Origin of the sequence: Spirillospora sp. NPDC046719, from assembly GCF_040645715.1 — a bacterium.
Taxonomy (GTDB): Bacteria; Actinomycetota; Actinomycetes; order Streptosporangiales; family Streptosporangiaceae; genus Spirillospora.
Genome location: NZ_JBEYYT010000199.1, coordinates 1 through 16,534, shown reverse-complemented (window position 1 = coordinate 16,534; position 16,534 = coordinate 1). Strand labels below are relative to the sequence as shown.

At 75.0% G+C, this 16,534-nt stretch carries 16 protein-coding genes, 1 rRNA gene and 1 pseudogene; 5 read left to right on the top strand and 13 right to left on the bottom strand.

From position 1 onward, the window contains the following. The 7 genes and pseudogenes from ABZ914_RS29145 to ABZ914_RS29115 form a co-directional block, all read right to left on the bottom strand. Nucleotides 1-441: pseudogene (locus ABZ914_RS29145) on the bottom strand (hypothetical protein); the annotation flags it as partial. A 7-nt stretch (nucleotides 442-448) separates the two neighbouring features. Next, a complete protein-coding gene (locus ABZ914_RS29140) occupies nucleotides 449-1,405 on the bottom strand; it encodes a copper transporter (protein WP_500197084.1) in 957 nt (318 codons plus the stop codon). Continuing rightward, nucleotides 1,402-2,646, bottom strand: coding sequence for a putative cytokinetic ring protein SteA (steA, locus tag ABZ914_RS29135; protein WP_190866213.1), 1,245 nt, complete (start codon nucleotides 2,644-2,646; stop codon nucleotides 1,402-1,404). Before steA ends, ABZ914_RS29140 begins: the two co-directional genes overlap by 4 nt. Before the next feature lie 114 nt (nucleotides 2,647-2,760). Beyond that, a complete protein-coding gene (gene recN, locus ABZ914_RS29130; RefSeq protein WP_190866211.1) occupies nucleotides 2,761-4,467 on the bottom strand; it encodes a DNA repair protein RecN in 1,707 nt (568 codons plus the stop codon). 58 nt (nucleotides 4,468-4,525) lie between these two features. Next, nucleotides 4,526-5,554 carry an NAD kinase gene (locus ABZ914_RS29125; protein WP_500197081.1) on the bottom strand — a complete coding sequence of 343 codons (1,029 nt, stop codon included), beginning with the start codon at nucleotides 5,552-5,554 and terminating at the stop codon, nucleotides 4,526-4,528. Between the two features lie 145 nt (nucleotides 5,555-5,699). Next, on the bottom strand, nucleotides 5,700-6,503 hold the full coding sequence (locus ABZ914_RS29120) for a TlyA family RNA methyltransferase (protein ID WP_500197080.1): 804 nt from the start codon (nucleotides 6,501-6,503) through the stop codon (nucleotides 5,700-5,702). Nucleotides 6,504-6,534: 31 nt separating this feature from the next. Continuing rightward, nucleotides 6,535-6,855, bottom strand: coding sequence for a hypothetical protein (locus ABZ914_RS29115; RefSeq protein WP_500197078.1), 321 nt, complete (start codon nucleotides 6,853-6,855; stop codon nucleotides 6,535-6,537). A gap of 116 nt (nucleotides 6,856-6,971) precedes the next feature. Here ABZ914_RS29115 and ABZ914_RS29110 point away from each other — a divergent pair, with 116 nt between their 5' ends. Next, nucleotides 6,972-7,313, top strand: a complete 342-nt coding sequence (locus ABZ914_RS29110; protein WP_500197076.1) for an SCP2 sterol-binding domain-containing protein — start codon at nucleotides 6,972-6,974, stop codon at nucleotides 7,311-7,313. Between the two features lie 36 nt (nucleotides 7,314-7,349). On the opposite strand, the gene ABZ914_RS29105 is transcribed toward ABZ914_RS29110, so the two are convergent. Continuing rightward, nucleotides 7,350-8,363 carry an HAD-IIA family hydrolase gene (locus ABZ914_RS29105; RefSeq protein ID WP_500197074.1) on the bottom strand — a complete coding sequence of 338 codons (1,014 nt, stop codon included), beginning with the start codon at nucleotides 8,361-8,363 and terminating at the stop codon, nucleotides 7,350-7,352. A gap of 81 nt (nucleotides 8,364-8,444) precedes the next feature. Beyond that, on the bottom strand, nucleotides 8,445-8,888 hold the full coding sequence (locus ABZ914_RS29100; protein WP_433250236.1) for a tetratricopeptide repeat protein: 444 nt from the start codon (nucleotides 8,886-8,888) through the stop codon (nucleotides 8,445-8,447). Between the two features lie 72 nt (nucleotides 8,889-8,960). On the opposite strand from ABZ914_RS29100, the gene ABZ914_RS29095 reads away from it, so the two are divergent. From ABZ914_RS29095 to ABZ914_RS29085, 3 genes are all read left to right on the top strand, one after another. Further along, nucleotides 8,961-10,304: a DUF1015 family protein gene (locus ABZ914_RS29095; RefSeq protein ID WP_500197072.1), complete on the top strand. Its 1,344-nt coding sequence runs from the start codon at nucleotides 8,961-8,963 to the stop codon at nucleotides 10,302-10,304. Continuing rightward, nucleotides 10,301-10,705, top strand: a complete 405-nt coding sequence (locus ABZ914_RS29090; protein ID WP_500197069.1) for an NUDIX hydrolase — start codon at nucleotides 10,301-10,303, stop codon at nucleotides 10,703-10,705. The genes ABZ914_RS29095 and ABZ914_RS29090 overlap by 4 nt, the downstream gene beginning before the upstream one ends. An 89-nt stretch (nucleotides 10,706-10,794) precedes the next feature. Next, complete coding sequence (locus tag ABZ914_RS29085; protein WP_500197068.1) at nucleotides 10,795-11,730, top strand: MBL fold metallo-hydrolase; 936 nt, start codon at nucleotides 10,795-10,797, stop codon at nucleotides 11,728-11,730. Between the two features lie 14 nt (nucleotides 11,731-11,744). Here ABZ914_RS29085 and ABZ914_RS29080 read toward each other — a convergent pair whose 3' ends face one another. The 3 genes from ABZ914_RS29080 to ABZ914_RS29070 form a co-directional block, all read right to left on the bottom strand. Continuing rightward, complete coding sequence (locus tag ABZ914_RS29080) at nucleotides 11,745-12,596, bottom strand: dienelactone hydrolase family protein (protein WP_500197067.1); 852 nt, start codon at nucleotides 12,594-12,596, stop codon at nucleotides 11,745-11,747. Between the two features lie 130 nt (nucleotides 12,597-12,726). Beyond that, a complete protein-coding gene (locus tag ABZ914_RS29075; protein ID WP_500197065.1) occupies nucleotides 12,727-13,530 on the bottom strand; it encodes an SAM-dependent methyltransferase in 804 nt (267 codons plus the stop codon). Nucleotides 13,531-13,661: 131 nt separating this feature from the next. Continuing rightward, complete coding sequence (locus ABZ914_RS29070) at nucleotides 13,662-14,651, bottom strand: hypothetical protein (RefSeq protein WP_500197064.1); 990 nt, start codon at nucleotides 14,649-14,651, stop codon at nucleotides 13,662-13,664. 6 nt (nucleotides 14,652-14,657) lie between these two features. On the opposite strand from ABZ914_RS29070, the gene ABZ914_RS29065 reads away from it, so the two are divergent. Next, nucleotides 14,658-16,094 carry a hypothetical protein gene (locus ABZ914_RS29065; protein ID WP_500197062.1) on the top strand — a complete coding sequence of 479 codons (1,437 nt, stop codon included), beginning with the start codon at nucleotides 14,658-14,660 and terminating at the stop codon, nucleotides 16,092-16,094. Nucleotides 16,095-16,191: 97 nt separating this feature from the next. Here the strand turns inward: ABZ914_RS29065 and rrf are convergent. Further along, a 5S ribosomal RNA gene (gene rrf, locus ABZ914_RS29060) occupies nucleotides 16,192-16,308 on the bottom strand. Nucleotides 16,309-16,534 lie beyond the last annotated feature (226 nt).

Genomic DNA, 16,534 nt, shown 5'->3' with positions numbered 1-16,534 from the left:
GGCGATCGCGGCGGCGGCCAGCCCGGTCGCGCCGATGCCGAGGAGCTTCACCGCGCCGCTGGTCACCTCGCCGCGGGCGAGCGCGCCGAGATGGCCCTTGAAACCGCGGGACGACGCCGAGCCCGCCAGGTCGTCGTAGCCGCCGAGGATCCCCGACGCGGCGCCCGCGAGCAGCGCGGCGGCGCGGGTGCGGCCGGTGGCGCCGGGCACCAGCAGCCCGGCCGCGGCGGCGCCCGCCACCAGCGCGGGGCCCTCCAGCAGCGTGACCGGCTCGCCGCGGTGGTTGGTGCGGTCCCACACCTCCTCGCCCGGCAGGCCGTTGAGGCCCGGCGGACGCCGCGTCAGCGCGACGTACGCGGCCCGCGCCGCGACGGCGCCCAGGCCCATCCCCGCCAGCAGCCGCGCGCCCCTCGCCGAACCCGAGGCGATGCGTCGGTTCATCAGGTCGTCACCCGCTCTTCCCCGCCGTGGGCGCTGGCGAGGGCAGGTAGCCGCTCGCGCCGGCGCCCGTCCCGTACTGCCCGGACTTGCCGTTCAGCTCGTTCTGCAGCGCCAGGATCGTCACGACCTGCCCGGACGAGGTGTCCACCATGTCGACGGCGGAGACCGAGTCGCCGGCGTCGGAGTCACGCAGCGCCGCGATCAGCCCGCCCTCCTGCGCGGAGGTGACGGGGCCTCCGACGACCGTACCGCGACCGGCGCCGTCGAGTGCGGTGGCCAGCGAGATCAGTGCCTTGTTGTCCTGGTCCCCGCCGTCGTAGGCGTACGGGTTCGCCGGCGCGACCATCACGGCGAGGGTGGCGTGGCGGCCGGGCTTGCCGCTGGTGGTGATGTACCCGGCCTGCTTGAAGCCGCTGAGCACGGCCCCGCCGGCGGCGTCCTCGCGGCCCGTCTTGGCGGGGTCGCGGGTGAGCAGCGCGTTCGCCAGCACCGCGCCCGCCTTGTCGTAGGAGCTGGCGCCCGACGGGAACTCCACGCCGTCGCTCTTCAGCTGGGTGGCCAGCTCGTCCAGGGTGCTCTGCTGGTCGTCGTCCAGCAGCTTCTTCTGGATCGTCACCCGGCCGGTGACGGCGGCGCCCGCGTCCTTGGCCAGCTCGCTGACCTGGTCGATGCTGTCGCTGCCGGCGCCCGGCGTCTCGACCAGCACGACGGACTGGCCCTTGAGCCGGTCCGCGACGAGCTGCGGCGACAGCACCTTGCTGAACTGCTCCTCCCCGTTCACCTGGTGCTGCAGCTGGCGCTGCTGGACCCGCGCCTCCTGGGCGCTGCGGGTCGCCGAGCTGACCTGCTTGCGCAGCGTGTCGCCGACCGAGTTGGACAGGGTGGTGGAGCCCAGCACGATGCCGAGCGCCAGCGCGAGGAAGATCGCGACGATGGAGACGAGGTGATAGCGGAAATCGATCACGTGAAGAGTCCGGTCAGCCAGAAGACGAAGGCGTGCCAGCGGTCGGCCAGCAGGGGACTGATGACGTCCCCCGCCGGGGACATGGCGACGGCGGTGACGATGGCGACGAACGCGCCGAGGACGAGGAACAGCAGCGACCAGGTGGAGATGCGGCTGCGGTACAGCCGGGAGACGCCCTTGGCGTCCACCAGCTTGCTGCCGACCCGGAGGCGGGTGAGGAACGTGCTGGCCATGCCGGCGCGGCCCTTGTCGAGGAACTCGACCATGTTGGCGTGCGTGCCGACCGCGACGATCAGGGTGGCGCCCTTGTCGTCGGCGAGCAGCATCGCGATGTCCTCGCTGGTGGCGGTCGCGGGGAACACCACGGCCTCCTGGCCCAGCTCGTGCACGCGCTTCAGGCCGGGCGCCCGCCCGTCCCGGTAGGCGTGCACGACGATCTCCGCGCCGCAGGTCAGCGCGTCGTCGGAGACCGAGTCCATGTCGCCGACGATCATGTCGGGGCGGTAGCCGGCCTCCAGCAGCGCGTCCGCGCCGCCGTCCACCCCGATCAGGACCGGCCGGTACTCGCGGATGTAGGGCCGCAGGGTCGCGATGTCCTCGCGGTAGTGGTAGCCGCGGACCACGATCAGCGCGTGCCGGCCGTTGATCTTCGTGGCCACCTCGGGCACGCCGACGCCGTCGATGAGCAGGTCGCGCTCGCGCTTGACGTACTCCATCGTGTTGGCGACGAACGCCTCGAGCTGGCTGGCGAGCCCCGCCTTGGCCTCGGTGAGCGCCGTCTCGACCGTCTCGGCGGACTGCTCGGTGCCCTTGGCGACGACGTCCTCGCCGAGGTAGACGGACGGGCCCTCGACCCGGACCTGGTCGCCCTCGTGCAGCTTGCCGAAGATCTCCGGGCCGACGTCGTCGACGAGCGGTACGCCGGCGTCCACCAGGATCTGCGGGCCGAGGTTCGGGTACCGGCCGGAGATGCTCGGCGCGACGTTCACCACCGCGCCGACCTGGCACGACACCAGCGCCTCGGCGCTGACCCGGTCGAGGTCGACGTGGTCGATCACGGCGACCTCGCCGGGCTGCAGCCGCTTGGTCAGGTCCTTGGTGCGGCGGTCCAGCCGGACGGTCGCGCTGACCCCCTGCCGCCCGTCGTCGCGGCCGCGGCCGAGCGCGAGCACGCGGCGCGGCAGCGTCAGCCGCTGCGTCAGCCGGGCGCGCCGCTCGGTGGTGGGAGCCGGTTCGTTCATCGCCTGCCATCCTGCCAGAGCACGGGAGTAAAGAGCCGCAGGGACGATCGACGGGGCGTGTCCGTCCCGTCGCCCACCGTGTTCACTTGTGCGTTCTCCCTGTTCGCGGAGCGGCTAGCGTTCCTCGGCGGCCATGGCCAGCAGTTCCTCGGCGTGCGCCCGGCCGAGCTCGGAGTCCTCCAGGCCGGCGAGCATCCGGGACAGCTCCCGGATCCGGCCCTCCCGGTCCAGCGCGGTGACGCCGCTGCTGGTGACGGTGCCGTCGTCGGACTTCTCCACCAGCAGGTGCTGGTCGGCGAACGCGGCGACCTGCGGCAGGTGCGTGACGACGATCACCTGCGCGTTGCGGGCGAGGCGGGCGAGCCGGCGGCCGATCTCCACCGCCGCCTTGCCGCCGACGCCCGCGTCGACCTCGTCGAACACGAACGTGGGGACGGGGTCGGCGCCGGCGAACACCACCTCGATCGCCAGCATCACCCGGGACAGCTCGCCGCCCGACGCGCCCTTGTGCAGCGGCAGCGGCGGCGCGCCGGGGTGCGGGGCGAGCCGCACCTCCACCTCGTCGACGCCGTGCGGCCCGTAGTCGTCGGTGGGGGTGACGGTCACCACGACCCGGGCGTGCGGCATCGCCAGCGCGGTCAGCTCCGCGGTGACGGCCTCGGAGAACCGCTCGGCGGCGCGGCCGCGGACCGCGGTCAGCTCCGCCGCCTCGGCGGCGAGCCGCTCGGTCAGCTCGGCGTGCTCGGCGCGCAGCTCGTCGATGCGGTCGTCGTCGCCGTCCAGCTCGGTGAGGCGGGCCGCCGACCGGCGCGCCCACTCCAGCACCTCCGCGACCGTCCCCTCCTCGCCGCCGTACTTGCGGACCAGCGAGGTCAGCTCGGCGCGCCGCTCCTGGACGGCGGCGAGCCGCGCCGGGTCGGCGTCCACCGACTCGGCGTAGGAGGCGAGGTCGGTGCCGACGTCGGAGACGAGGTAGCCGGCCTCGGCGAGCCGGTCGGCGAGCGCCGCCAGATCCGGGTCGTGCTCGCGGACGGCCTCCAGCGCGTTGCGGGCCTGGCCGAGCAGGCTCGTCACGTTCGCGGCCTCGAACGCCGCGGCGGCGTCGCCGAGCAGCGCCTCGTGCGCGGTGTCGGCCGCGCCGCGCAGCGCGTCGGCGTGCCCGAGCCGCTCCTCCTCGGCGGCGAGGTCGACGTCCTCGCCCTCCTTGGGATCGACCTTCTCGATCTCCTCCAGGCCGAAGCGGAGCACGTCGGCCTCCTGCGCGCGCTCCCGCGACCGCGTCGTCAGCTCCTCCAGCAGCGCGCTGACCTGGCGGTGCCGCTGGTAGGCCTTGGTGTAGGCGCGCATCGGCTTGGTGAGGGCGGCGCCCGCGTACCGGTCCAGCGCGCCGCGCTGCCGCCCGGCCTGCAGCAGCCGCTGCTGGTCGGACTGGCCGTGCACGGCGACCAGGTCGTCGGCGAGGTTGATCAGCACGCTCACCGGGACGGACCGGCCGCCGAGGAACGCCCGGGAGCGGCCCTCCGCGGACACCGACCGGGTCACGATCAGCGCGCCGTCGTCCAGCTCGCCGCCGGCCTCCTCGACCCGCTCGACCGCCCGGCCGCCCGGGTCGACCACGATCCGCCCCTCCACGGCGGCGCGGCCGGCGCCGGGCCGGACCCGCTGCGGGTCGGCGCGGCCGCCGAACAGCAGGCCCAGGCTCGTCACCACCATGGTCTTGCCGGCCCCGGTCTCGCCGGTCACCACGTTGAACCCCGGCGACAGATCGAGCACGGCCTCGTCGATCACGCCGAGGCCCTGGATCCGCACCTCATCGACCATCGGACGCACCAGCGTCACAACCCTCCGCAAACGAATCCCCGATCAGCGCCTGTGGAGATTATCCACTCTGCGCGCCGGATGCTCCCCCGTCCGTCCCGGCGAGATCGGACGCCCCCGGCGCGGCCCCGGTTCCGCCGCCGATCGTCTCGACCCCGTTGACCTGCGGAGCCTCCTCCGCCGGGGAGGGGGTCGCGGGCTGCCGGACCCGGCCCCGCCACCCCGTCACCGGAAGCCCGAACTTGGTGACGAGCCGGTCGGTGAACGGGGTGAGGTGCAGCCGGGCGAGCCGGACCGGCTCGGCGCCGCGCCGCACCTCGACCCGGGCGCCGGGCGGCAGGTCGAGGGTCCGCTGCCCGTCGCACCACAGCACCGCGCGCGGCGTGTCCGCGAGCACCTCCACCGCCACCAGCGACCGCGGCGACACCACCAGCGGGCGCGCGAACAGCGAGTGCGCGCTGATCGGCACGACCAGCATCGCCTCGACCTCCGGCCACACCACGGGCCCGCCCGCGGAGAACGCGTACGCGGTGGAGCCGGTCGGGGTGGCGCACACCACGCCGTCGCAGCCCCAGTTCGACAGCGGCCGGCCGTCGATCTCCGCGACGACCTCCAGCATCCGCTCCCGCTCGGCCTTCTCGATGCTCGCCTCGTTGAGCGCCCACGTCGCGCCCATCACCGTGCCGTTGCGGCGGACGGTGACGTCGATCGTCATGCGCTCCTCGACGTCGTAGCGGCGCGTCACCACCCGGTCGACGGTCGCGGCGAGGTCCTCCCGTTCGGCCTCCGCGAGGAACCCGACGTGCCCGAGGTTCACGCCCAGCAGCGGCGTCCCGGACGTGCGGGTCAGGTCGGCGGCGCGCAGCAGCGTCCCGTCGCCGCCGAGCACCATCACGACCTCGGCGCCCTCCGCCGCGGCCGCCGCGCTCGGCATCACCTCCACGCCCTCGCGGCCGAGCTCCTCGGCCTCGCGGTCCAGGACCCGGACGCGGATCCCGGCCGCGCTGAGCCGCTCGATGACCAGCTGGGCGCTGCGGACCGCCTCCGGCCGCCCGGTGTGCGCCACGACCAGCACCGACCTGTTGCTCATACCCTCGCCCCACTCCCCGGCCCGACCCGGCGTGCCGACGTTCTCTCGACGAACGCGCCCGCCGCGGACGTTCCCGCCGCGGGCGCCGTTCTCCGGGCCGCTGTGTTCTCGGACGCCCTCTGTACGGCCGCGCGCGCACGCACGATCACTGCGGGCCCTCCGCGATCGCCTTCTCCAGGTCGGCGTCGTCGAGGGGCGGCGCACCGGCCCGCAGCCACAGGAAGTACTCGACGTTCCCCGACGGCCCGGGCAGCGGGCTCGCGGTCACGCCGAGGACGCCGAGCCCGAGCGTCGCGGCGTGCCCGGCGACCCCGCGGACCGCCTCGGCGCGCAGCCCCGGGTCGCGGACGACGCCGCCGGCGCCGACCCGGTCCTTGCCGACCTCGAACTGCGGCTTGACCATCATCGCGTAGTCGGCGGCGGGGTCGGCGCACCGCTGCACCGGGCCGAGGACGAGCTTCAGCGAGATGAACGACAGGTCGCCGACCACCAGGCCGGGCCGGGCCCCGCCGAGCGTCGCGGGCTCCAGGTCGCGGATGTTGACCCGCTCGATCACCGTGACCCGCTCGTCGGTCCGCAGGGACCAGGCGATCTGCCCGTACCCGACGTCGACGGCGTACACGTGCGCGGCGCCCGCGCGCAGCAGCACGTCGGTGAAACCGCCGGTCGAGGCGCCGGCGTCCAGGCACACGCGGCCCTCGGTCTCCAGGCCGTGGAAGGCCGCGAGGGCGCCGGCGAGCTTGTGGCCGCCGCGCGAGACGTACTCGGGGCCGCCGGCGGCCTCGTCGACGAGGATCGCCGCGCCCGTCTCGACCTGCGTCGCGGGCTTGGTCGCGCGCTGCCCGCCGACCCTGACCCGGCCGTCGGCGATCAGCTGGCTCGCGTGCTCGCGGGACCGGGCGAGCTCGCGCCGCACCAGCTCGGCGTCCAGCCGCCGCCTCACCGCCATCGTCCCGCCCCCGTGATCGTCAGCACCGGGCTCACGGGCGGGGGCGCAGGGCGTCGGGGAACGCGGGCCGAGGCTGCGGCACCGCCGGGCCGTCTCCCCGGCCCGCCTCGGCGGAGGGGCCCTCCGCCCCGGCCAGCAGGTCCTGGAGGCGCTGGTGCACGCCCTCGAAGATCTCGACGTGGCCGGGGACGGGCCGTCCCGCCAGATCGGCCAGGCGCGCGACGGCCTCGTCCACCCGCGGGTCGCCGGTGGGCTCGGGCGGCGGCGCGGCCGGGAGGCCCGGCTCCTCGCCGTCCGCCTCGGCCGGCGGGAGCGGCGCCGGTCCCGGCGTCGCCGCGGGCTCGTCGGACATCACGTGTACCTCCCCTTGGGTCCTCCCGGCGCGGGCGGCGAGTCGCCGCACGGCCACTGCGAACGCTACCGTCCCAGAACGACATCGTTGCCGATCGAACGGGGAACGGCCTGACCATGGCGAACGAGGACGACTGCCGGACGGCGCTCGACCGGATCGCGGAGCGGCTGGCGGAGGTGGACGCCGACCGGTTCGCCGAGCACGTGGTCGAGCGCACGATCAGCTGCCGCATCCCCGATCTCGGGCTGGCCTACCGGACGCGCCTGCACGTGGGCGGCCTGGACCCGTTCGAGCCCGCCGCCGACCCGGCCGCCGCCCAGGTCCGCCTGACCGTGGACAGCGACGACCTCGTCGCCATGGCGCACGAGGAGCTGAGCCCGGCCAAGGCGTGGGCGGCCGGCCGCCTCAAGGTCGAGGCGAGCGTGTTCGACCTGCTGCGGCTGCGCAGGCTGCTGTGATCGCCCGGTTCGTCCCGATCCCCCATCGCGGCCCGCTCAGCGCAGGCGGGGCAGCCCCAGGGCGCCCAGCACGCCGCTGAGCGCCTCCGCCGCCGGCGGGGCGGAGTCCTGCCAGGCGGCGGACGCGAGGGCGCGCAGGCCGTCGTAGGGCTCGCCGGAGCCGGTGACGTCGAACCGGTCGCCGTCCCGGGTCACCGTCCAGCCGCCGCAGGAGTGCCGGCCGCCGTCCCGCGCGACCTCGGGGTGCGGGACGAGCAGCCCGGTCAGGTCGTGCGCCAGGTAGGTGGGGCGGTGGTGGGGCGGCGCGGTGAGGGCCTGCATGTGGTCGGTGACGCCGGTGAAGACGAGCAGGCTGTCGGCGCCGCCGTTGAAGGCGCCCTCGATGTCGGTGTCGAGCCGGTCCCCGACGACCAGGGGGCGTTCGGCGCCCGTCCGCAGGATCGACTCGTGGTGCAGCGGCCGCTCGGGCTTGCCGGTGACGATCGGCTCGACGCCCGTGGCCGAGCTGATCACGCGCAGCAGCGCGCCGTTGCCGGGGTGCAGCGGCCCGTCGCCGCCCGGGATCGTCAGGTCGCGGTTGGAGCCGACGAACAGGGCGCCCATGCTGACCGCCTGGGCGCCCTCCGACAGCAGCCCGTACGACAGCCGGGGGTCGTAGCCCTGCACGACCGCCGGGGGGCGTCCGGACGCCACCGACACCGGCCGCAGCCCCCGCGCGTAGAGGGCGTGCCGCAGCCCCATCCCGCCGACGACCAGCACCTCCGACCCGGCGGGCAGCCGCTCGGACAGCAGCCGCGCGGCGGCCTGCGCCGAGGTCACCACGTCGTCGGCGTGCGCGGGCACGCCGACGTCGTTGAGCAGCGCCGCCACCGCGGACGGCGTCCGGGACGCGTTGTTGGTCACGAACGCCAGCCGCTGCCCCGCCGCGCGGGCCTTGGCGAGCGACTCGGCCGCCGCCGGGACGGGCCGCTGCCCGACGTACACGACGCCGTCGAGGTCCAGCAGGGCGACGTCGTACGCCTCGCTCAGGGGACGGTCACTGCCCTTCATCGCACGCTCCTCGGGATCGGGGGGCCATCGCTCGTTCGGGGGCGAAGCCTTGATCGGGGGGCTGAACGGGGCGGACGGCGGTCACCTGCGGGACGCGAGGGTCGCTCGGGCGTGCCGCAGCGCCCGGGCGTAGTCCTGGTTCTCCGGACGCATGGCCGCCGCGAGCGCGAGATGCTCGACCGCGCCCTCGAAGTCGCCCATCCTGCTGAGCGACAACCCTAACCCGAACCGCGCGTAGTCCTCGGCGGGCTCCTCCTCGACGATGCTCTGGAAGCTCTCGGCCGCCGCGCCGAACTGCCGCGCCCCGAACTGCGCGCGGGCGAGCGCCTCCCGGATGCTGTGCGACGCCGGCTCGGCCTCCGCGGCCCTGGTCAGCAGCTGCAGCGCGGCCGCCGCGCTCCCGGAGCGGAGCAGCTCCAGCCCCCGGGTGTACCACTCGTAGACGCCTCCGCCCGGAGCGGCGGAATGCTCGCCGGGGGCGTCGCCTTGGGAATCGTCCGGGCGTCCCTGTCCTTCACCACTCATGTGGACCTCCCATCGGACCTTGATCACCACGACGGTACCCGGCCGACGCGCGGGGGCCCGTCGCTGATTACCATGCCCACAGTGGACGACGACCTCCCCTCCGGGCTCGGACCGGAACAGTTCAGCGCCCGGATCTTCGGGTCCGCGGGGCCCGCGACGGGCGGCGGGCTGGAGCTGGCGCCGTTCCGCGGCGTCCGGTTCGCCCCCGAGCGGGCGGGCGACCTGGCCGCGGTGACCACTCCCCCGTACGACCTGGTGGACGACGCGGAGGTCGGCCGGCTGCTGTCGGGCGGCGGGCACAACATCGTCCGGCTGAACATGCCGCGCGCCGCCGGGGAGAGCTACCGGGAGGCGGGCGAGACGCTGCGCCGCTGGCTCGCCGAGGGGGTGCTGACCACCGACCCCGACCCGGCCCTGTACGTCTACGAGGCGGCCAAGGACGGGACGGTGCTGCAGCGGGGCCTGATCGGCGCGCTCGGCCTTCGCGCGGAGGCCGACCGGGTCGTCCTGCCCCACGAGAACGTGTTCCCCGGTCCCGTCCGCGACCGGCTGGCGCTGATGGCGGCGGCCCGCGCCAACCTCGAACCGATCTTCCTGGTGTACGAGGGCGGCGGCGACGCGGCGCGGATCGTCGACGACGCCGCGGGCCGGGAGCCGCTGCTGGGCTTCCGCGCCGACGACGGGCTCACGCACCGGCTGTGGCGCATCGCCGATCCCGCGCTGCACGCCCGCGTCTCCGCCGACCTGCGCGGCAAGCAGGCGCTGATCGCCGACGGCCACCACCGCTACGCCACGTACCGCGCCCTGCAGGCGCGCCACCACGCCGCCGGGGACGGTCCCGGCCCATGGGACCAGGGCTTGGCGCTGCTCGTCGACTCGACGCGGTACCCGCCGCATCTCGGCGCGATCCACCGCGTCCTGCCGGGCCTGGCGCCCGGCGAGGCCGTCGAGCGCGCGCGCCGTGCCTTTCACGTCACCGAGTTCGAGGACGAGAGCCGGGCCGTGTGCGCGCTGGGCGAGGCGCAGGGCCCCGCGTTCCTGCTCGGCGGCGGTGAAAGGCTCCACCTGCTCACCGACCCCGACCCCGCGGCGCTGGCCCGCGTGATGCCGTCCGAGCACTCCCCGCGCTGGCGCCGCCTGGACACCGCGATCCTCGACCACCTGCTCGTCGGGGACCTGTGGAACGTCCCCGAGAACGAGAACGCCATCGAGGTCGTGCACGACGACCCGTCCGCCGCCCTCGACCGGGCCCGCCGCGCGGGCGGCACCGCCGTCGTCCTCAACCCGCTCCAGGTGGCGGACGTCCTCGCCGTCGCGAACGGCGGCGAGCGGGTCCCCCGCAAGTCCACCTCGTTCGGCCCGAAGCCCCGGACGGGCCTCGTGCTGCGCCTCCTCGACCCGGAAAGCGAGCGATGACCGACCGCACCATCGACAAGATCGCCTGGATCCTGCTGGACGGGGGCCTCATCCTCAGCACCCGCTCCCGCGGCAAGGACGTCTACTACCTGCCGGGAGGCAAGCGGGAGCCCGGCGAGTCCGACGTGCGGACGCTCGTCCGCGAGGTCAAGGAGGAGCTGGCCGTCGACGTCCTGCCGGAGACGGCCGCCCACCTCGGCACCTGGGAGGCGCAGGCGCACGGGCACGCCGGCGGCGTCATGGTCCGGATGACCTGCTATACCGCCGACCACACCGGCACGCCCGCGCCGAGCAGCGAGATCGAGGAGATCGCCTGGCTCGGCTACGCCGACCGCGGCCGGGTGTCGCCCGTCGACCAGCTGATCTTCGACGACCTGCACGCGGCGGGCCGGCTGCGCTGACCGCCGCCCCGCCCGCCCCGGCCGCTCCGGGGCCGTCCGGGCACCGCCCCGGGTGGCCGGGACCGGCCGCCGGGGGCGATGATCTGCCCATGAACTCCTCGAACATCACGGCGCTCGGCGGAGGCGTCTACGAGATCGACACCCTGCTGGCGGGCCACTCCGGCATCACCGCCGCGTACCTGATCCTCGCCGACCGGCCGTGCCTGATCGAGCCGGGGACCGCCGGCTCCGCGCCCGTCGTGCAGCGGGCGCTGAGCGAGCTCGGCGTCGGCGCGGACGACCTCGCGAGCGTCGTGGTCACCCACATCCACCTCGACCACGCGGGCGGCGTCGGCGACATCGCCGCGCTGTACCCGCAGGCCGAGATCGTCGTGCACGAGAAGGGCGCCCGGCACCTCGCCGACCCGTCCCGCCTCATGCGCAGCGCCCGCATGGTGTGGGGCGACGCCCTCGACACCCTGTTCGGCGAGCTGAAGCCGACCGACTCCGCGCGCATCCGCGCCGTCGAGGACACCGGCGTGGTCGACCTCGGCGGCGGCCGCCGCCTGGAGTCGCACTACTCCCCCGGCCACGCCAAGCACCACGTCGGGCTCGTCGACTCCGGCACCGGCGACCTGTACGTGGGCGACGCCGCCGGCATCTACATCCCGGAGACGGCGGACGTGCGGCCCGCCACCCCGCCGCCGGACTTCGACCTCGACACGGCGCTGGCGTCGCTCGGCAGGTTCCGCGACCTCGGCCCTGAGCGGCTGCTATTCGCGCACTACGGCCCGGTCACCGAGGTCGAGGGCACGCTGGAACGCTCCGCCGAGGAGCTGCGCGTCTGGGTCGACGCGGTCCGCGACGCCAGGGACCGGGGCCTCGAACTGGACCACGCCGTGGCGGCGGTGGTGGAGCGCACGAAGGACCGCTACGCCATCAACAGCGCCGACCTCGACCCCGAGCTTGCCGCCAAGTACGACGTCCTCAACAGCCCGGCCAACAACGTCGCGGGCATCATGCACGCCCTCGACCGGCACGCCTGACCGGCGGCGTCGGCCTACGCGCCCTCTCCGACGGGCGCCTCGTCGCCCTCCGGCAGGAGCAGGCGGGCGCGGAACAGCTCCAGGACCTGCTCCAGCGCGTCGCGCGTGGGCTGGCCCGGCTCGTCGATCAGGTGCTCGGTGAGGACCGAGTGCGGCCTGAGCAGGGCGTCCGGGTTCGCCGCCGAGTCGTCCAGCTCCACGGCGACGAACGCGTCCCCGAGCTGGCGGCGCAGGAAGTCGAACCGTTCGCCCGGGACGAGCCGGTCGCCGCGGAACCGCAGGCCCAGCACCGTCAGGTCGTCCGCGCCGCGCCGCTGCACCGCCGCGAGGTCCGCGGACGCGATGTCGATCGTGCGCCGCTGCGCGCGGGTGACCGGCAGCGGCAGCGACGGCTGGGACAGCACGGCCGCCAGGAGCCGGTCGTCGGCGGCCATCGCCAGCGCGAACCCGCCGGTGAAGCACATGCCCACCGCGCCGACGCCGGGCCCGCCGCATTCGGCGTGCTCGCGCGCGGCCAGCGCGCGCAGCCAGGTCACGATCGGCGAGGTCCGCCCCGTGGCGAGCTTGGTGAACTCGCGGCGGACGCAGAGCGGGGCCATGGCGCGAACGCCGTAGGCGATGGTGCCGGACCAGCCGTGCGCGGCGGGGTCGGGGTCGCGTCCGGCCGTCCCGAAGAGGTCCGGCAGCACGACGGTCAGGCCCAGGTCGCGGACGCGCCGGGCGAACGCGAGCACCTTCGGGGTGATGCCCGGGACCTCCGCCATCACGATGACGGCGGGCCCGGTCCCCGACCGGAACACGCGGTGGGACGCGCCGCCGTGCGCGAAGGACCCGCGGGTGAAGTCGGACATGCTGTCGTCGGCCATGACCCGGCCCTTCCGTCGCAGCGGACCCGGCCTCCCGCGCGGGCCGCCGAGCTGAGTTATTGACACACTATCGAATAACTCGTGCGCGGCCTCCCCGTCCGCCGAATCCGACGGGCGGGCCGGGCGGCGATCACGGCTTCCGGGCCACGCCGCCCCACATCCCGGTCGTGGCCGACGGCGCCGCGTCCGCGTCGGGACGCCAGTCCTGGACCGGGACGACGCCCGGGTCGAGGAGGTCGAGCCCGGAGAAGAACGCGCCGACCCCGTCGCGGGTGCGGAAGGTCACGCGGAAGCCCATCGCCTTGGTGAGGGCGTCCTCCGCGGCCGCCATCTGCTCCGGCATCTGGTCGATGCCCGGATGGGTGACGGCGAGGAAGCTGCCGGGCGCGAGGGCGTCCAGCAGCGTGCCGACGATGCCGTACGGGTCGTCGTCGTCCGGGACGCAGTGCAGCACCGCGATCAGCAGCAGGCCCACCGGACGGTCGAAGTCGAGCAGCCGCGCGGCCTCGTCCAGGATCCGGCCCGTGTCGCGCAGGTCGGCGTCCACGAACGCGGTCGGCGCGGTCACGCCGGACAGCAGGGCCCGCGCGTGCGCGAGCACGATCGGGTCGTTGTCCGCGTACACCACCCGGCACTCGGGGTCGGCGGCCTGCGCGACCATGTGCGTGTTGTTCGCGGTGGGGATGCCCGTGCCGATGTCGAGGAACTGGGTGACGCCGTGGCCGACGATCGTCCGCACGGCGCGGCTCAGGAAGGCCCGGTTCGCGGTGACGCCCGGCTTGATCGTCGGCGTCGCGAGCATCACCTGCTCCGCGGCCGCCCGGTCGGAGGCGAAGTTGTCCTTGCCGCCCAGCCAGTAGTCGTAGATCCGCGCGATGTGCGGCGTCGCGACGTCGATGCCCTTCGGGGCGATCTCTTCCTCACCGGCGGTCATGCGGCACAGCCTAGCCGCGCACCCCGGCAAAGGATCTTCATTCGGCCCTTTCCGGCCTCTCGTCCGCTACGAGGACCGGACCCGGTTCCCGGACGCACCGGAGCGGCGCGTCCGGAAACCGGCTCAGCGGATCAGCCGCCGGCCTTCGGCCCCTCGTCCGGACCGGGCTCGTCCTCGTCGGCCTCCGCCTTCGCGGGAGGCTCGGGCTCGGCGGCGGCCTGGTCGAGATCGGGCTCCGGCTCGGCGGTCTTCGGCTCGAGGAACACCGCGGGCGCCTCCGGAACCTCCTCCGGCGCGGGCTCCAGGATCTCGGGATCGGCGGGCTTGAACTGGATGTCCGTCGCCGTGACGATCTCCGGAACCGCCGCGGCCGGCTCCTCGGGCTCCTCCGCGACCGGCTCGGCGGGGGCCGCCATGGCCTCGCCGACCTCGTCGGCTTCGTCGGCCTCGTCGGCCCCGCCGACCTCGCCGCCCTCCGCGGCCGTGTCGTCCGGCTCCTGCCCCGAGGCGAGGTCTTCGGCGAGGTCCTCGGCGGACTCCTCGCCGTCCTCCTCGGTGTCGAGGATGTGGAGTCCTTCGAGCTCCGCGTAGCGTTCGGCGGCGTCGGTCTCGCCGTCGCGGTCCGCGGCCGCCGCGCGGGCGAACCAGTCGGACGCCTCCTCCTCGCGCCCCGCCTCCGCGAGCGCGTCGGCGTAGGCGTAGAAGAGCCGCGCCGACCAGGGCTTCAGCCGCCGGTCCCGCAACTCGGGGATCTGCAGCGTCACCACGGCGGCGTCGTACTGGCCGAGGTCGCGGCGCACGCCCGACTCGACGATGCGCAGCTCCACCCGCCCCATCGGGTCGAGCCGGTCCGCCTCCGGCGACTTGATCACGTCGAGGGCGCGTTCGGGACGTCCCATCCCGCGCTCGCAGTCGGCCATGACGGGCAGGTACGAGTCGTCGCCCGCACCCAGCCTGCGGGCCGCCCGCAGCTCGGCGAGCGCCTCGGCCCACTCCCCCGTCTGGTATGCGGCGATCCCGGCGGCCTCCCGGACGATGCCGACGCGCGACGCGAGCCGGCGCGCGGCACGGGCGTGCTTGTACGCCTGCTCCGGCTCCTCCTCGGACAGCCGCCCCGCCATCACCAGGTGCCGCGCGACGCGCTCCGCGAGGTCCTTCGGCAGCGTCCGCAGCTCGGCGCGGGCCTCCGCGTCCAGTTCGTCGCCGGTGACGTCGTCGGGCAGCAGCGGATCGTCGTGCTTGGGGGCCGGACGCTCCCGCTCGGCCGCCGCGGGACGGCCGCGTCCCGGGCCGTGCGGGCGTCCGCCCCGCTCCTCGGGACGCCCGGGTCCGCGACCGCGGAACCCTCCGCCGTCGCGCTGCCCGCGCGGCCGTTCCCGATCACTCTCGAACCGGCGCCCACCGGGCCGCTCCTGGCGGAACCCGCCGCCGGGACGGCCGCCCTCGCGCCCGCCGCGCTCGTCGCGGTCCGGGAAGCGGCGGTCCTTCGGCCGGCCCTCGCCCTGCCGGCCACCGGGACGGGACTCGCGAGGCCCGCCCGAGCGCGCTTCACCGCGCGGCCCACCAGCCCGGCCACCACGGCTCTCGCCCCGCGGCCCGCGCCCGCCACCGAAACCGCCTTCACGACGCTCGCCACGCGGCCCGGCAAAACCGCCTTCACGACGCTCACCGCGCGGGCCGCCAAAGGCACCCTCGCGACGCTCACCGCGGGGTCCGCCGAAGCCGCCTTCACGACGCTCGCCACGCGGGCCGCCAAAGCCACCCTCACGGCGCTCACCGCGGGGTCCGCCGAAGCCGCCTTCACGACGCTCACCACGCGGGCCGCCAAAGCCACCCTCACGGCGCTCGCCACGCGGACCCTGGCCACCACCGCGTGGGCCACCGAAACGCTCTTCGCGGTTTCCGCCACCGGAGCCGTGGCCGCCGCCGCGCGGACCACCGAAGCGGTCGTCGCGGCGCTCGCCACGAGGGCCACCGAAGCGCTGCTCGCGGCCCTCGCCGCGCGGACCCTGGCCACCACCGGAGCGGCCAGCACCGGCACCCTGTCCGGCGCGCGGTCCGCTCGGCCCGGTGCGAGGGCCGCCCTGGCCGCCGAAGCGCCCGTCGCCACGGCCACCTGGCTTCCCGCCGGGAGCGCCGGAACGTCGCTCGTCGCGGGGGCCTGCGTTCCGGCGCTCGCCGCCGGCGCCACCGAATCGTCCTTGGCCGCGCTCGCCGCCGCGTCCGCCGCCGAAACGGTCATCGCGCCGCTCGCGCGGGCCTCCCTCGCCACCGCGACGGTCGTCAGCCCCCCGGAAGGGGCGATCGGAGGGCCGATCGTTCCGCCGGCCCTGGCCGTCGCGTCCCTTCCAGCCGCCCCCGGCGCCGGGACGGCCCTTGCCGCCCTTGGGACCGCCGTTGCGAGGCGCGGATCCGCGAGGACCGCCGCTTCCGCGCGCACCGGGCCCGCCGGTGCCCCCACGAGCGCCGGGCGCGCTCCGCCCGCCGTTCTTCCCCCGCCGCTCGCGGTTCTCGTCGCTGCGGCCGTCCTCTTCCGCGCTCATCACGTCCGTCACTGTTCTTGAAGGTGGTTCATGGACTCCTGCAGCCTACTTCGGCAGGTCCATGACATGCGTCGAGGGCCGCCCCCGAAAAACGGGGTGCGACCCTCGACCAATATATGTCCGGCGGTGTCCTACTCTCCCACACAGTCTCCCATGCAGTACCATCGGCGCTGAAGGGCTTAACTTCCGGGTTCGGAATGGGACCGGGTGTTTCCCCTCCGCCATAACCACCGAACGCCTCACGCACCACCCAACACGGGTGGGCAAACTCGACGTCCCGAGCAGCCGGCTCAGGCACAAAATCTTCACTTATACCAGCGGTTCCCGGTTGTTTCCTGGGAACCACACAGGGACGCGAACACCCACACAGCGATTCGAATTGAACGTTCAGTGTGTTCAAGCCACTCGGCCTATTAGTACCGGTCAACTCCACACGTTACCGCGCTTCCATACCCGGCCTA

Excerpts from the sequence above, each read along its gene's own strand:
- ABZ914_RS29120 (WP_500197080.1), bottom strand. The coding sequence starts at position 6,503 with ATGGCGGTGAGGCGGCGGCTGGACGCCGAGCTGGTGCGGCGCGAGCTC.
- ABZ914_RS29070 (WP_500197064.1), bottom strand. The coding sequence starts at position 14,651 with ATGGCGGGGCGGCTGTCCGAGGAGGAGCCGGAGCAGGCGTACAAGCAC.
- ABZ914_RS29115 (WP_500197078.1), bottom strand. The coding sequence starts at position 6,855 with ATGTCCGACGAGCCCGCGGCGACGCCGGGACCGGCGCCGCTCCCGCCG.
- ABZ914_RS29085 (WP_500197068.1), top strand. The coding sequence starts at position 10,795 with ATGAACTCCTCGAACATCACGGCGCTCGGCGGAGGCGTCTACGAGATC.
- steA (WP_190866213.1), bottom strand. The coding sequence starts at position 2,646 with ATGAACGAACCGGCTCCCACCACCGAGCGGCGCGCCCGGCTGACGCAG.
- ABZ914_RS29095 (WP_500197072.1), top strand. The coding sequence starts at position 8,961 with ATGCCCACAGTGGACGACGACCTCCCCTCCGGGCTCGGACCGGAACAG.
- recN (WP_190866211.1), bottom strand. The coding sequence starts at position 4,467 with ATGGTCGATGAGGTGCGGATCCAGGGCCTCGGCGTGATCGACGAGGCC.
- ABZ914_RS29090 (WP_500197069.1), top strand. The coding sequence starts at position 10,301 with ATGACCGACCGCACCATCGACAAGATCGCCTGGATCCTGCTGGACGGG.
- ABZ914_RS29080 (WP_500197067.1), bottom strand. The coding sequence starts at position 12,596 with ATGGCCGACGACAGCATGTCCGACTTCACCCGCGGGTCCTTCGCGCAC.
- ABZ914_RS29100 (WP_433250236.1), bottom strand. The coding sequence starts at position 8,888 with ATGAGTGGTGAAGGACAGGGACGCCCGGACGATTCCCAAGGCGACGCC.
- ABZ914_RS29105 (WP_500197074.1), bottom strand. The coding sequence starts at position 8,363 with ATGAAGGGCAGTGACCGTCCCCTGAGCGAGGCGTACGACGTCGCCCTG.
- ABZ914_RS29110 (WP_500197076.1), top strand. The coding sequence starts at position 6,972 with ATGGCGAACGAGGACGACTGCCGGACGGCGCTCGACCGGATCGCGGAG.
- ABZ914_RS29125 (WP_500197081.1), bottom strand. The coding sequence starts at position 5,554 with ATGAGCAACAGGTCGGTGCTGGTCGTGGCGCACACCGGGCGGCCGGAG.
- ABZ914_RS29075 (WP_500197065.1), bottom strand. The coding sequence starts at position 13,530 with ATGACCGCCGGTGAGGAAGAGATCGCCCCGAAGGGCATCGACGTCGCG.